Annotated in this window: 14 protein-coding genes; 6 read left to right on the top strand and 8 right to left on the bottom strand. The window is 70.4% G+C overall.

Annotated features, from left to right (window positions below; genetic code table 11):
- Positions 1-121 precede the first annotated feature (121 nt).
- Positions 122-631 carry a PDZ domain-containing protein gene (locus AB0K37_RS34120; RefSeq protein ID WP_363988026.1) on the bottom strand — a complete coding sequence of 170 codons (510 nt, stop codon included), beginning with the start codon at positions 629-631 and terminating at the stop codon, positions 122-124.
- 282 nt (positions 632-913) lie between these two features.
- Here AB0K37_RS34120 and AB0K37_RS34115 point away from each other — a divergent pair, with 282 nt between their 5' ends.
- Complete coding sequence (locus AB0K37_RS34115; protein ID WP_363988024.1) at positions 914-1,201, top strand: hypothetical protein; 288 nt, start codon at positions 914-916, stop codon at positions 1,199-1,201.
- 578 nt (positions 1,202-1,779) lie between these two features.
- On the opposite strand, the gene AB0K37_RS34110 is transcribed toward AB0K37_RS34115, so the two are convergent.
- The 5 genes from AB0K37_RS34110 to AB0K37_RS34090 all read right to left on the bottom strand — a co-directional run bounded on the left by AB0K37_RS34110 (position 1,780) and on the right by AB0K37_RS34090 (position 6,074).
- Positions 1,780-2,586 carry a hypothetical protein gene (locus tag AB0K37_RS34110; RefSeq protein ID WP_363988023.1) on the bottom strand — a complete coding sequence of 269 codons (807 nt, stop codon included), beginning with the start codon at positions 2,584-2,586 and terminating at the stop codon, positions 1,780-1,782.
- Between the two features lie 487 nt (positions 2,587-3,073).
- Entirely contained in the window at positions 3,074-3,628 is a 555-nt protein-coding gene (locus AB0K37_RS34105) for a hypothetical protein (RefSeq protein ID WP_363988021.1), read from the bottom strand.
- An 832-nt stretch (positions 3,629-4,460) separates the two neighbouring features.
- A complete protein-coding gene (locus AB0K37_RS34100; RefSeq protein WP_363988020.1) occupies positions 4,461-4,862 on the bottom strand; it encodes a hypothetical protein in 402 nt (133 codons plus the stop codon).
- 217 nt (positions 4,863-5,079) lie between these two features.
- Entirely contained in the window at positions 5,080-5,265 is a 186-nt protein-coding gene (locus tag AB0K37_RS34095; RefSeq protein ID WP_363988018.1) for a DUF397 domain-containing protein, read from the bottom strand.
- Positions 5,262-6,074 carry a helix-turn-helix transcriptional regulator gene (locus tag AB0K37_RS34090; protein ID WP_363988016.1) on the bottom strand — a complete coding sequence of 271 codons (813 nt, stop codon included), beginning with the start codon at positions 6,072-6,074 and terminating at the stop codon, positions 5,262-5,264. Before AB0K37_RS34090 ends, AB0K37_RS34095 begins: the two co-directional genes overlap by 4 nt.
- Positions 6,075-6,253: 179 nt before the next feature.
- Here AB0K37_RS34090 and AB0K37_RS34085 point away from each other — a divergent pair, with 179 nt between their 5' ends.
- On the top strand, positions 6,254-6,625 hold the full coding sequence (locus AB0K37_RS34085) for an ATP-binding protein (protein WP_363988015.1): 372 nt from the start codon (positions 6,254-6,256) through the stop codon (positions 6,623-6,625).
- Entirely contained in the window at positions 6,604-6,930 is a 327-nt protein-coding gene (locus AB0K37_RS34080) for a hypothetical protein (RefSeq protein WP_363988013.1), read from the top strand. The genes AB0K37_RS34085 and AB0K37_RS34080 overlap by 22 nt, the downstream gene beginning before the upstream one ends.
- Here AB0K37_RS34080 and AB0K37_RS34075 read toward each other — a convergent pair.
- Together AB0K37_RS34075 and AB0K37_RS34070 are read right to left on the bottom strand one after the other, a co-directional pair.
- On the bottom strand, positions 6,920-8,032 hold the full coding sequence (locus AB0K37_RS34075) for a hypothetical protein (protein ID WP_363988012.1): 1,113 nt from the start codon (positions 8,030-8,032) through the stop codon (positions 6,920-6,922). The genes AB0K37_RS34080 and AB0K37_RS34075 overlap by 11 nt on opposite strands.
- Before the next feature lie 54 nt (positions 8,033-8,086).
- Positions 8,087-9,301 (bottom strand): Ig-like domain-containing protein, encoded by a 1,215-nt coding sequence (locus tag AB0K37_RS34070; RefSeq protein ID WP_363988010.1) that lies wholly within the window; start codon positions 9,299-9,301, stop codon positions 8,087-8,089.
- A gap of 473 nt (positions 9,302-9,774) precedes the next feature.
- Between AB0K37_RS34070 and AB0K37_RS34065 the strand changes: the two genes are divergently transcribed.
- The 3 genes from AB0K37_RS34065 to AB0K37_RS34055 all read left to right on the top strand — a co-directional run.
- Positions 9,775-11,082, top strand: coding sequence for an exopolysaccharide biosynthesis polyprenyl glycosylphosphotransferase (locus tag AB0K37_RS34065; protein WP_363988008.1), 1,308 nt, complete (start codon positions 9,775-9,777; stop codon positions 11,080-11,082).
- The gene (locus AB0K37_RS34060) at positions 11,079-12,407 is read left to right on the top strand and encodes an O-antigen ligase family protein (protein ID WP_363988007.1); all 1,329 of its coding nucleotides are present in this window, start codon (positions 11,079-11,081) and stop codon (positions 12,405-12,407) included. Before AB0K37_RS34065 ends, AB0K37_RS34060 begins: the two co-directional genes overlap by 4 nt.
- A partial coding sequence (locus AB0K37_RS34055; RefSeq protein WP_363988005.1) for a lipid II flippase MurJ occupies positions 12,404-13,662 on the top strand: 1,259 nt, incomplete at its 3' end. The genes AB0K37_RS34060 and AB0K37_RS34055, both read left to right, overlap by 4 nt.

The raw sequence follows: 13,662 nt of genomic DNA, 5'->3' as shown, positions 1-13,662 counted from the left end.
ACGCAGGATCCACGGCTACCGAACACCCGACGAGGTTTACGCTGACCTTTGCGGACAGGTCGATGCATTGATCCACTGAGACCGCCATCGTTTCTAAGGCATCCGCCCACGCCAGCGGAGGTCAGCTGCAAGAAGTAGCGAGGTCGGCGAGAAGGACGCCGACCTCGCTACTTCGGTATGGCACGGACCCCCAGACGGAGGGCCTTGGCCAGAGTCTTCCGGTGTCCAGGGTGAGTTGCAGGGTGACGGTGGTGCCGCCGCGCTTGACGGTCACCGGATAGGTGGCGCCGGCTCGCTTGCTGCCGAGCAGGAACGCGTCCAGGTCGTTGATGGTCGGGGTCGGAGTTCCCGCGATGTCGGTGATGAGGTCGCCTGGTTGCAGGCCCGACGCCTGGGCCTTGCTGCCGGGGTCGACGGAGATGACGCGGATGCCGCCGCCCTGGAGATTGGTGTTTCTGAGGTAGGCCGCCACGATGCCTTGGACGCCGGGCTTTATGTTCACGGTGAGGGGCTGGGTCTCGCCGTCGCGGGTGTAGGTGCCGCTGAACTGGCCGCCTGCCAACGGCGCGTTGGCGTCGGCGACCACCTCGATCTTGTGGGCGATGAGGAACTTTCGCGGGGTGAGGTTCATGGCACCGGTGGCGGACTTGCCGTCGGGTGCGATGGTGACCGGGCAGCTGGACGCGGGACAGCCCAGGTCCAGGCCGGTGATGCGGGTGTGGGGCGGAGCCTGGACCGACACTGAGCCATGGCCGTAGCGGGGCTTCGCCGCCTTCTCGCGGCACCGGCGGGTTGCCGAGGAGTACCTGCCGAGCACGGTCTCACCCGGCGCCCGTGGACAACCACGAGCGCGCGAAAACTCAAACCGGTGCCGTGTTCCGAACACGAGCACCCGTTCAAAGGAGACACCCTCATGACGCCTGCACTCAGGCTCTACGGGCCGCACATCCCGCTCGGCGCGCTGTTCGGTGCCCTCCTTGCGGGGCTGGCCTTCGGCGGCTTCTTCGCTGTCGCCGTCGGTGCCTTCACCGGGGTCATCGTCGCCGGTTGCGCCAGCCTGTTCGCCTACTACTGCGCTGGTGTCCAAAGCGACGGGGGATTCTCCGTCGGCCAGTGCATCCCGCTGTACCTCACCTTCATCCTGAAGACGGGCTGCGGGGTCGTCGGCCTCCTCATCGCGCTCCGCATCTTCGGAAGCTGACCCACCGACCACCTCCGTCGTGAGCGGCAGGTCGCGGCCTGAGCACCACCATCCCGGCGGAGTCCTCCACTGGCACCGCCCCCCACAACGGCCCTCGTACCGCGTGTACGAGGGCCGATTCCTCATTCAAGGACCGGCTCCCGGCGCATGCGACTGGTCAGCACGCCATGAGAGCGTCCCGCCAGCCTCGTTGCCGGTCCAGGCCAGCGCGTCCGTGCCGCCCCCGAGGCCAGCGCCCCACCAGCTCCGGTCCTGATAGGCCGAATGTGTCTCGGGCACCTAGCTGGGTGCCCGAGTGCGAACGCCGAGGCGTGCGTAAGGTGTCCGACTAACGATGGCGTTCTCGACACGCGTTGTGGGCCGCCTGACGGCGCTCTACCGCTGACCACCGTTCCGATCCTCCCCGTGGCCCTGCTCGTCGGCTGAGGCGTCTCGGACGTAGATCGGCCCCCGTCACCGTGTGTGGTGCGGGGGCCGCGTCGTTCGCGGGGAGAGACAGGTCGGTCCCTCCCCGCTTCGTGTTCTGGCGCGCGGGCCTGCACTGCAGTCGGCCGGCCGCATCGGTAGCCGACGAGGATTCAGCTCGCCCTGGTGATGGGGTCGCCGTCGACACGGACGCCGCCAAAGGTGTCGATGGCCTTCTTGAAGGTGACGGTTCCACCGAGAACCGAGACGTAGCCGGTGACACCGTCCTCGGCGTCGTTGTGGTCGGCAGCATCGCAGCGGCCTGTGATGACCTCCTCGAAGGTGACGGTGCCACCGTGGACCGCGACGCTGCCGCCTGCGTGGACCTTCGTGAAGGTGACGGTTCCGTCGTAGACATCGACGTCACCGTCGAGGATCTCCTCGATGGTGACGATGCCGCCGCGAAGCGCGGCACGGGCGTCGATGTCCCTCTCGATGGTGACGGCTCCGCCGTCGACCTCGACGCGACCGGGTTTGTTGATGACCTCCTCGACGGTGACGGTGCCACCGCCGACACTGACGCCGCCAAAGGTGTCGATGGCCTTCTTGAAGGTGACGGTTCCACCGAGAACCAAGACGTAGCCGGTGACACCGTCCTCGGCGTCGTTGTGGTCGGCAGCATCGCAGCGGCCTGTGATGACCTCCTCGAAGGTGACGGTGCCACCGTGGACCTCGACGATGGCGCCAGCGTTGACCTTCTTGAAGGTGACGGTTCCGTCGTAGACATCGACGATGCCGTCCTCGAGGACCTCCTCGACGGTGACGATGCCGCCGCGAAGCGCGGCATCGGTGTCGATGACCTTCTCGATGGTGACGGTGCCGCCGTGGACCTCGACGTAACCGGGTTTGATGACCTTCCCGACGGTGACAGTGCCATTGCCGATGGTGAGGTGGTTGGCGACCGTCTGCTGAGTGATCACGTCGTGAAGCTCCCTTCCCTGTTTGTGTTGCGCCCTGCCTGATGTACGGGGCGCCTGGGTCTGACAGTGCGGGCCATGACCGCATGCTCAACCAGGTGGAGGGCCGTCTCGTGGTCCTTGCGCTCGGTATCGACAACGGGTCGTGTGTCTCTGCCACCGGGTGTCAATGGCGTCGCCGCTGGTGGGCGAGTCGCCGGCAGCGCGGCCGCGCGGCCGCGGGCCGGAGGCTCCCAGGGCCTACCGCTGACAGCCCGACCCGGCAACGGCCCTCGACGGCAATGGCTGCATCTCCGGCTTGGCCCGGGTCCCGGCCCCTCGCTCTGCAGCCCGGCTCGGACCGGCCCCCGGAATCGCGTGCTCGTACATCGAGAGCGGCCGTGGCCGCCGGGGGGTCTGGAGACCGGTCCCGGCTGCCACGGCCGCGGTGTCGTTCGCCGCCCCACCCTGCTTGGCTGCCGTGGGCAGAGCGTTCTTTGTTCTCCCGGCGTCAGCCGACGATCATGACCTTCATGCCGACGGTGTAGTAGCCGCCGTCGGCGGCGGGCTTGTAGGTGCAGCCGCGCGCGATCCGCAGCTTCACGTCCGGGCCGAAGGCGCGATGCGCCCGGGCGAGCCCCTCGCGCCGGATCGCCCGCTTGCTGCGGCCCCAGACAGGCCCAGTGCTGAAACAGCGGCTGTCACGTTCGCCCGCGTTCCCCGAGCCACCCGGGACGCTGACCAGAGTGATGGTGACGTCGGTGTTGCCGCTCACGGTGACTTTGGCTTCGACTCGCGGGCCGACGACCTTGACCTTCACCTCGTGGCTGAGGAAGAGATCGCCGACGGAGAGGTCGACCGCGTAGTCGCGCACCACCCGCAGCTCCTTGTCGGGGCCGGAGAGGGCACGCGCTTGGGCAAGCGCATGCTCTTCGATCGCCTGCGCATCTGCGCCGACGATGTCTTTGATGGAGTGGACAGTGTGCTCGCCGTGCGTGATCCCCACACCGCCCGGGAAGATGAACTGGACGGTGGCCACGCGGCGGCAGCAGGTCGTGTCGCACATGTTGGGTCAACCCTTTCGTTTACGGACTGCACGAAGCAGAGCACCCCCGTTGAGAGAGAGCCGGTCAAGACCGTGTCGAGCCACGCGCGCCCTGCAAGCCGCTCAGGCGTCCATGCGCGGCATGGAGGCTCGCGGCGAGCAGGAGGACGAGTAAGACCAGTGCCGCGCCGGGCGGTCCTCGTGCCGCCCGGCGCGGCGCCCGGCCGAAGGAGAACCAGATGGGGCAGCGCATCGGCTACAGCCGCCTGAGCACCCAGGACCAGAACCCCGACTCCCGGCGCGACCCTCGCGGGCTGTCCACCGGGAGCCCCAGCTTCAGGACGGTCGACGGCTACTACCTGGCCGCCGCCCGGGAGCTGTGCGCGGCCATCGCGCGCTACGGCAAGATCCGGCTGGTACTGGAGGAACAGGTGCCGGGGAGGATCGTGGGGCTGCTGGAGTTCAGCCTCTCGCTGCCGCCCGGCGACGTCGAAGGCCACCGCAGAGCCGGGATCCGCCTGGACGAGGGACCGATTGCCGGTTCGGCCTCACCCTGGCGGACGGACACCAGGGCAAGGGGTCGGCGACGCAGGTCCCCCCGCCCGTCCGTGAGGTCGCGCGGCGGCTCGGCAGGAGCAGGATCATCCCGTAGGGCGGCATCCTCGCCGACCACATCGCCGGCCGCGCCGGTACCGTCAGCGCCGCCGGAACAGCGGCCCCGCAGGGGCAGAACCCCGAGCCCTCCGGTGATGCTTCGCAGAAGTAGGGCCGGAGAACCGACACCCACGGGAGGCCGGGGACTCTGTTCCCGGCCGCCGGTGCCGTGCGACGCCCGCCACGCCACAAGGGCGTCTCAGGCGACCTTGGTGATCTTGCATTCGATGCCGGCGGGCCCGATCGGCGCTTGCGCCGCGGTGGTCCCTTCGAAGGTGTTCGTGCCGCGAACCTCGAAGGTCTGAGAGCCGATCCGCTGGTGAGAGGCCGTGTCCAGAACCTCGACGGTGACCGAGTAGCGCGTCGCGTCGCCTGTGATCGTGCCGCTGACCGTTACCGTGCCCTGCGATCCGGCCGAGTTCACCTGGCATTCGACATGGGCGCTGTAGTTCTTCGGTCCGAGGGACGGGGTGTTCCCATCCAGCGCACCGGTCGAGTAGAGCGCGGCGAGCAGTCCGAGGAGCCCCGGCACGCCCAAGGCCAGGATCAAGAAGGTCTTCCGCCGGGGGCGCGGACGCGAGCCGTACTCATCATCGGCCATGGTCCACTCGTGAGTCGGCATCGCGGTCCGGTCACCCCGATCAATCCTGAAAGGCGAAGTTTGCGCAGATCAGCCTATAGCTCAGGGGGTGTGTCTTGATCGTGGGCGTCGGGTACCCGGGGGACCGGCGGGCGCCAGTGGCCACGTCACCGTGGCACGGGGACCCCCGTAGGCGTCCGCGCCAGAGGGCGTTCAGTCTGTGGCAGGGAGCCTGAGGTCAACGCGGCAGAGAGTCTCGCTTGGCGCGGTCGAGGAGGTCGGCGAAAGCGCGGCGGGTGAGGGAGAGGTGGCCTGCGTCGGGGGCTTTGCTGTCGCGGACGCCGACCGCGTGGGGGAGCGCGGCCAACTCGACACAGTGACCGCCGGTCTCGTCGCTGTGAGTGGACTTGCGCCATGTGATCATTTCATCAGCCCTAGCATGTGCTTGATCAGCGTCCGTGACTGGTCCTCCGGGAGCGCAAGCGCTCCAATCCGGTCATAGCTTACGTTGAGATCGTGTATTTCGGATGGACGGTCGATCACTCTTCCCATCCGGCCGGACTCCAGATATGCGACCTCGGTGTGCCGTGTCGACATGAGCACGAGTGATCCGCTGACGCCGGGCCAGCCAGCGGAGACCGGGTACACCCGCAGGCTCACGTGATCTAGCTGCGTTACTTGTAGTAGATGGTCGATTTGGTCGCGCATCAGGCCGGATCCCTCGCCGACCTGCCACCACAAGACCGGTTGAGCAAGTATCACCCAGAGGTTCGGTGGGTTGGCTCCATAGAGAGGTCTCTGTCGTTCCATGCGGTCGCTCACGGCGCGTTCGACATCGTCCACCACTCCACCGCGTTGGAACAGGAAGCGGGCGTAACCCTCCGTCTGCAGAAGCCCTGGTATCACGTCGGATGTGTAGTTCCTGATGGACGTGGCGTCGCGCTCGTACTGCAGGAAAGCGCCTACGCGTGGGCGGTCATGGCCGTCCTTGGCGTGTTCGGCGAGGGACGTCAGTAACCCTGCCGTGCCCCATGCCTCGTCCAGCGGAGCGAGGTTGGCCTGGTTAGGCCGTCGGCGGCCCGCCTCCCAGTTTGAAACATGCGACCGAGAGGCGTTCGCCACCTCTCCTACCTGCTGGCACGTCCAACCATGGTTCAGGCGAAGAAGTCGCAGCTGAACGGCTACGAGGTCCCAGAGGGATGATCGTGGGTCGAGAGAGTCGTGGCTTTCCATCGCTGGTCCTTCTGTAGATCTTTTGTTTTCGGTGCGAGCGAAAGCGTGGCCAAAGTAACTCGCCGATCCCACTGTTGTCTCGACAAGCCAGAGAAAGGAGGGGGGCGGAAATGGCGTTAGAAGCCGTGGATGCGGGCGAGGTGGACATTTCTTGTCTGGCTGACCGGACGGTGCCGGGGATGGTGCGGACGGTGGTCGGGTTGCGGCTCTCGGAATGGGGGCTGGAGAGGGTGGCCGAAAGCGTTCTGCTGATCGTCGCGGAGCTCGTCACCAATGCCGTTCGGGCCGCGGGGGAGCGGGAGATCCGGGTCAGGTGCGTGCGGGAGGTGCTGGGCGTTCTGGTGGCGGTGTGGGATCCGGCTGAGGAGAAGCCTGTGACGCGGCCTCCTATGGGACCTGGGGATTTCGGGCCGGACGCTCGGGCGCTGGATGACGGGTACGACGACGGGACGGGCGGGTGGGGGTTGTCGCTTGTGCAGGCGCTGGCGTCGGAGTGCGGGGTGGCCGAGGCTGTTCCCGGGAAGTGGGTGTGGGCGAGGGTCTCGTGCTGACGCGGTGGAGGAGGCGGCAGAAAGCCGTCCGGCATCTGGATCTGTTGGCGCTTGCGGTCGGGGCGCTCGGGTGGCGGTGCGTGAAGCTGTACGGGCGCGAGTTCCCCACGCCGCTGCTGTGGGTGTACGCGAGTGGGGTCGCGGAAGACGTGGGAGTGGTCGTGAGGGCGCGGGCCGTCGGCGGTGCGTGGGTTTACCAGGACGTCCAGCGCGGGCGGGTCCTCTTCCCCTGCGGGGACGCCAAGGCTGCCGGGGAACGGGTCGATTCCGTTCTGAAAGGGCGGCTGTTCCCGCCTACGTGGTGAGGCGGTGGCGCAGGCGGCGGATGTTGCGTTGGATCAGGGTTTCCTGGAGGGCCACCGCCGCCAGGGCCAGGGCTGCTTCGGCGCCGGCTCGGGCTATCTCCTCGGGGGTCGGCGGGGGTGTCGCCTCCGCGGACGGGGCGTAGCGCAGGTCTTCGATGTCGCCGACTATTTGCGCCGGCGTGGCTTGGAGGGCGACCAGGTCCTCCTCGCTCCACTCCGCCAGCCGTTCCCGCCATTCGGGCGGGGTGACGATCTTGTTGCCGCGCTGCGGGCGGGCCTGGAAGCGGGCCGTGACGGCCTGGCGGATCCAGTCGGCTTTCTGGCCGCTCCAGGACGTCTGGCGGATGGCCGCGTTCATGGACGCCAGGATCAGCGTCTCCGGAGCCGTCAGGCCGGTGTGGGCGCGGTCGGCGGGCATGGTGGGCGGTTCGGCGAAGGCGGGGAGGCCGATCGCTTCGGCGAAGCGCTGCCAGAGGAGGTGCGGGGGCGTGCCCGGGGTGGTGATGATGCTGAGGCGGGCGGCGCCCGCGTCCGACCAGCGTCGAGCCAGGCCACCCAGGTCGAACGCACGCCACAGGTGAGCCGACCGGTCCGTCTCGATGTGGTCCCGGCCCTTCTCGCGCTCGGCGGCGAGACCGGTCAGGTAGGTCTCGAAGCTCACCGTGCGGCCGTTGCGGATGTGCTGCTGCCAGAGGGAGGGGAGGGCCGAGCCCAGGCTGCGGGCCGTGATCACGACCTCGATGTCGTCGGCGCCCAGCGCGTCGAAAAGGCGGTGGATCGCGGATGTCCGGATGACGGACAGGGCCTCGGCCGACAGGAGCACCGTGCCGGGCCTCGACTTCACGTCGTCCAGCAGGGTCTGCCAGGAGGCCGCCTCCTCGGAGGCGCGGTCGTGCGACACCCAGGGGAACTCCGCACCGAGCAGGCCGTAGCTCGCCCATTCGTGGTTGGCGACCGTCCGCTTGCCCCGGGCCCAGTCAGGGCTGACGGGGTAGCGGACGCCCGCCTTGACGAGCGCGTCGGCGTTCGCCTGCAGCACTTGCTGCAGAAACGTCGTGCCCGACTTCTGCACGCCGATGTGAAGGATGATTCTCGTTGCCACCCGGGCCACTCCCTCCGCGACCTGTTGGTCACGAAGGGTAGTGGCCGGGACGGGTCAGGCGTGGGATGTGGTGATGGGCTTGCCGAGGGCGCTGCCGCTGGTCCACTTGGAGAAGGGGAGCTGCCAGTAGCCCCAGCCGTTCGTCCACTGGAGGCTGCGCTTGGTGCCGGTGATGGTGACGAGGTCGCCCCGGTAGGACCAGTGGAAGAACCACTGGGCGTCGTTCGCGGGCGAGCGGACGCAGCCGTGGCTGCAGTTGCGCCGGCCGAGGCAGGTCGGGTCGTCCATGTTCTGGTGGATGTACTCGCCGCTGTTGGAGATGCGGGTCGCCCACGGGACCTTCTCGTCGTACCAGCCGGGGTCGCCCTTCTTCTTGCCGGGCGGGCGCATGCGCTCCAGGCGGACGTGGTCCATGGTCAGGTGGACGCCGCTGGTGGTGAGCAGGTGGTCGACGCCGTCGCCCTGGACGTCGCCGCCGCTGCCGAGGCTCACGCCCCAGGTGCGGACGGTGCGGCCGTTCTTCTTCACGACGGCGCGGTGCGTCGTGGCGCTGATGTTGATGACGTGGGAGTCACCGATCTTGAAGGTGCGGACCGTGTCGCGGTCGCCGAAGACGTTGTCGCCGATCTTCAGGCCCGCGAAGTGGACCTTGACGGTGACGGTCTGGTTCGGCTTCCACGGGTGCTTCGGGCGGAAGACGACCGAGGGCAGCCCGTTGAAGGACTCGCCCGCGCTCAGCCAGCGCCAGGCGCCCTCGGTGGGCGTGGTCGAGGAGATCTCGATGGCGCGCTCGATGGCGGGCTTGGCCTTCTCCGGGACGGCCTTGTTGAACTGGACGAAGACCGGCATGCCGGTGCCGACCGTCTCGTTCTGGCTGGGCACGACGTTGTTGACGCGGGTGGCCGCGGTCGAGCGGGTCGTGCGGAACGCGCTCGTCGCGGTGGTGGACTTGCCCTTGTCGGACGTCGCCGTGGCCGACACCTGGTAGCTGCCGCCGGGCTGGAGCGTCCACGTCGAGCGCCACTTGGTCTTGTCGGCGGACAGGGTGCCGGGGACGTCGGCGCCCTTCAGTCTCACCTTGACGTCGCCGAGCTTCCCGCCCGCGGCGATCACGGTGACGCCCTGGTCGGGGCGCGCCTTGCCGCTGCCGTCCGCCGGAGTGATCGTCACCTGGGGGGCGCCGTCGTCGCCCTTCGTGGTCGTCCCGCCGCCGCCGTCGCCGCCGCTGCTTCCACCGCACGCGGTCGCCAGGCCCAGGACGAGCGCCATCACCAACGCCTTACCTCGCACCGTTCTCCCTCAACAGCCCGCCGGATCCCGCGCGATGCGGGACCGGCAACAAGATCGGTTGCGGAACGGCCTTTATTCCGGCCCGCCCGGAGGCGGGACGGCCGGTCTCGGCGTCCGACTCACCTATAGACGTCCATGGTCTCGCAGAGGTTCGCATGCGGTGGCCACTTCGCATGATCTTTCTGGGGCCACGGCCCGGCGCGCGGCCGCGCGGACCGTCCCGTCGATCTTCTCTTCAAGACTGCGGCGGCCCCGGTTAAAAGCGGCGATTTGTGCTCTGACCAGGTGCGATGCTGATCACCGGCCGCCAGCGACGGCCCCCGCAAGGTGCTTGTCTGTGAAGGGGACGCGCGATGAGAGCCCAGGGGCTGAGTTTCTCCGTCGACTCCGGCGCGGCCCCTCCGGAACTGCTTTCGGCGGGTGGCCGGCCGGTCGCTCCGCGAAGGACGCGGATGCTCGCCGGGCTGTGCCCGGTGAGCCTCGCCGTCCTGGACGGCGGGGCGACGGCCGTCGCCGTGTCCCTCACCGGGGGCGGCGTCCTGCCGGGCCTCGCCGCGTTGACGGTCGTCGCGCTCAACGGCGCGGGCGGGCTGTACCGGGCGCGCCGCGCCCCGTCCCTGCTCGCCGACGCGCCGCCGCTCCTTCTCCGCACGCTGCTCGTCTGCGGGATCGCAGCGCTGCTGCGGGCGGACGCCTCGGCCGGGCTGTGGACGGCGGCCCTCTGCGGGACGGTCCAGCTCGGCGCGCGCGCGTGCGTGAACACGGTGGTCCGGACGTACCGGACCCGGCGCTCCCGGGCCCGGTCCGCGCTGGTCGTCGGGACGGGCGGGACCTCCGCCCACGTGCTCGACGTCCTGCGCGAGCGCGCCGACCTCGGACTCGCGGTGGTGGGGCAGGTGTCCGCGGGGGATCCGGAGGGGCCCCTGGGTGCGGCGCCCGTCCTCGGAGAGACCTCCGACCTGCCCGCCCTCGTCGAGGCGCACGGGATCGAGACGCTGGTCGTCGTCGCCGAGGACGTGCGGCCCGACCGGCTGGACGCGGTGCTGCGGACGTCGTTCGCGCTGCCCTGCGAGACGCTGCTCGTCCAACCGCCCTCGGACGTCGTCCCGGTGGTGCCGGGGCGGCGCGAGTACCTCGCCGGGCTGCCGTGCGCGCGGATCGAGTGGGGGCTGCGCGCCCCGGCGGCCCGCCGCGCCAAGCGGGTGCTCGACGTCGTCGTGGCGGTCCTGGTCCTCCTGCTCGCGCTGCCGCTGCTCGCGGCGTGCGCGGCCGCCGTCCGGGCCGAGGGCGGTCCCGGCGTGCTGTTCCGGCAGCGGCGGATCGGGCTCGGCGGCGAGGAGTTCGTCCTGCTGAAGTTCCGGACGCTGAAGCCCGCGGACGAGCGGGAGGCCGACACCCGCTGGACCGTCAAGGACGACGAGCGGATGGGGCGGATCGGCCGGTTCCTGCGCGCCACGTCCCTGGACGAGCTCCCGCAGCTGTGGAACGTCATCCGCGGCGACATGAGCCTCGTCGGTCCGCGTCCGGAGCGGCCGCACTTCGTGGAGCAGTTCTCCCGGACCTGCCCCGGCTACGCGGCGCGGCACCGCGTCCCGGCGGGGATGACGGGCTGGGCGCAGGTCCACGGATTCCGGGGCGACACGTCCATCGAGCTGCGGGCGAGGCTCGACAACCACTACATCGACCACTGGTCGTTCACCGGCGACCTGAAGATCCTGCTGCTGACGGCGCGGGCGATGCTCTTCCGGGACCCCGCATGACGGCGTACGCCGCCGCTCCGCTCCTGGCGAGGCCGCTGCCGAGGCGGCCGAGCCTGCTCGTCGCGGCGACCGTGGCGTGCGCCGGGATCCCGCCCGGCGCGCAGGCGCCCGGGGCCGGCACGCAGGTCACCGCCGGGGACGTCGCCAGCGCCGTGCTCGTGCTGGTCGCGGCCGGGATGCTGGCCACGGGCCGGGCGCGGCTGCCGCGCCGGGCGCTGCCCGCGTTCGGGCCGCTGGTCGCGGCGCTCGGGATCAGCACCGTGCACTCGGCCGACATCGGGACCAGCCTCGCCGGGTTCGTCCGCGACCTCCAGGTCTTCGTGCTGGTGCCGCTCGCCGTGGTCGTGCTCGTCCGGGACCGGCGCGACCTCGCCACCGTCTGCTGGGCGGTGCTCGGCCTCGGCCTCACGGAGGCGGTGTACGGGATCTGGCAGGCGGCCACCGGGAACGGCGCGTCGATGGGCGGCCAGAACATCCGCGCGGTCGGGACGTTCGGCTCCCTCGACGTGATGGCCATGTCGGTCGTCGTCGGGTTCGCGTTCCTCGTGCTGACCGCGTTCGCGCTGACGGCGCCCCGGCACGGCGCCGCCGCCGTCCCGTCCGCGCTCGCCGGGATCGCCGTCATGGGCGCGGCGCTGGCGCTCGCGCTCAGCCGCGGGACGTGGATCGCGCTCGGCGCCGCCGCCGTGCTGACCCTGGTGCTGTTCGACCGGTGGACGGCCGTCAAGGTGCTGACCTGCTGCGGCGCGCTGATGCTCGTCCTGCTCGGCGCCGCGGGCGGCGGGTCGCAGGCCGTCGTCGAGCGCGCGAAGTCGACGGTGGGCTCGGTCAGCGACCCGGACCAGTCCGTGGGCGACCGCTACAACCTGTGGGCGGCCGCCGTCCGGATCTGGGAGGACCACCCGGTCACCGGCGTCGGGGTGAAGAACTTCCCGGCCTACCGCGACACCTACGCCACGATCGAGCTGTCGTCGGGCAGCGAGACCGCCGACCCCGTCAACGGCTACGTGCGGCAGCCGCTGCTGTCTCCGCACAACGAGTACCTGCTGTTCCTGTCCGAGCAGGGGGCGGTGGGCCTCGCGGGGTTCGCCGCGATGCTCGCCGCGATCACCGCCGGGCTGTGGAGGCGCCGGGACGCCCGCGATCCGTTCTGGCTGGCGAGCGTCGCGCTCGTGGCCTTCCTGCTGATCAACTTCCTGTACGCGGACCTGGGCGGGCCCACGTGCGCGCTCGTCGGCGTCATCCTCGGCCTCACGGCGGCACGCGCGTTCGGGGCGGCCGGCGCCTCCCCGGTCATGACGTCCCCTTCCGGGAGGGCGCCGTGACCGAGCGCAGCGGGGGTCTGCCCGGCAGCTCCGTGGGACGGGCCGCGATGGTGTCGGGGGTGCTCATCGCGGTGGGCACCGGGCTGGGGTTCCTGCGCGACCTCGTCATGGCGGACCTGTTCGGCGCCAGCGGCAGCACGGACGCGTTCCTCGTCGCCTGGACGATCCCCGAGACCGTCTCGCCGCTGCTGATCGAGGACGCCATGGCGCTGCTCATGGTCCCCGTCGTCACGCGGCTCCTCGCGCGCGGGGACGGCGTGCGCCCACTCGTCGGCACGGCCCTGCCGCGCATGGTGCTCGGCCTGTCGGTGGTCACCGGGGCGCTCGCGGTCGCGGCGCCCGCCGTGGTGGATGTCCTCGCGCCCGGCCTCACCGAGCAGGGCCCGGCGGTCCAGTGCGTCCGGCTGACCGCGGTCACCGTCGTGACGTTCGGCGTCGCGGGCTTCATGAGCGCGACGCTGCGCGCCCACCACCGGTTCGGGCCGCCGGCCGCCATCTACCTCGCCTACAACGTCGGCATCCTCGCGCTGATCGCGGGCCTGTCCGGCGTCGCCGGCATCACCAGCGCGGCGGTCGGGGTCGCCTGCGGCAGCTTCCTCATGGTGGCGGTGCAGCTCCCGGCGTTCCTGCGCTGCCTGCGGGACGCGCCCGCGGAACCGGACGCGGCGCCGTCCGGGAGCGTGGACGTGCGGCTCGGCCTGGCGGCCATCGCCCCCATCGTCGTCTACACGGTGACGCGGCAGTCGCAGGTGTTCGTGGAGCGGTTCCTCGGGGCCGGGCTGGCCGCCGGGTCGATCTCGCATCTGAACTACGCGCAGAAGGTCGCGCAGGTGCCGATGGTGCTGTCGCTGCTGATCGTGACGGTGACGTTCCCGAGGCTCGCCCGCGCGTCGGCGGACGGCGACACCGCGCAGGTCGCCCGCCGCATCCGGCAGGACCTCGCCGTCGCGAGCGCGATGGTGCTGGCCGCGACCGCGTTCCTGGTCGCGTTCGCGCCGGTCGTCATCGGGGTCCTGTTCGAGCACGGCGAGTTCACGTCCGCCGACACCGCGAGCACCGCGGCCATCCTGCGCGTGTACGCGCTCGGCCTGTGGGGGCAGATGGCGGTCGGCCTCGCCGCCCGCGCGTTCTTCGCGCGGAAGAAGCCGACCTGGCGCCCGGCGCGGCGGTCGGGGTCGCCTGCGGCAGCTTCCTCATGGTGGCGGTGCAGCTCCCGGCGTTCCTGCGCTGCCTGCGGGACGCGCCCGCGGAACCG

Origin of the sequence: Actinomadura sp. NPDC049753 (assembly GCF_040674655.1) — a bacterium.
Taxonomy (GTDB): Bacteria; Actinomycetota; Actinomycetes; order Streptosporangiales; family Streptosporangiaceae; genus Spirillospora; species Spirillospora verrucosospora.
The sequence above is the reverse complement of the archived record's forward strand: the minus strand, read 5'-3'. Positions and strand labels throughout refer to the sequence as shown.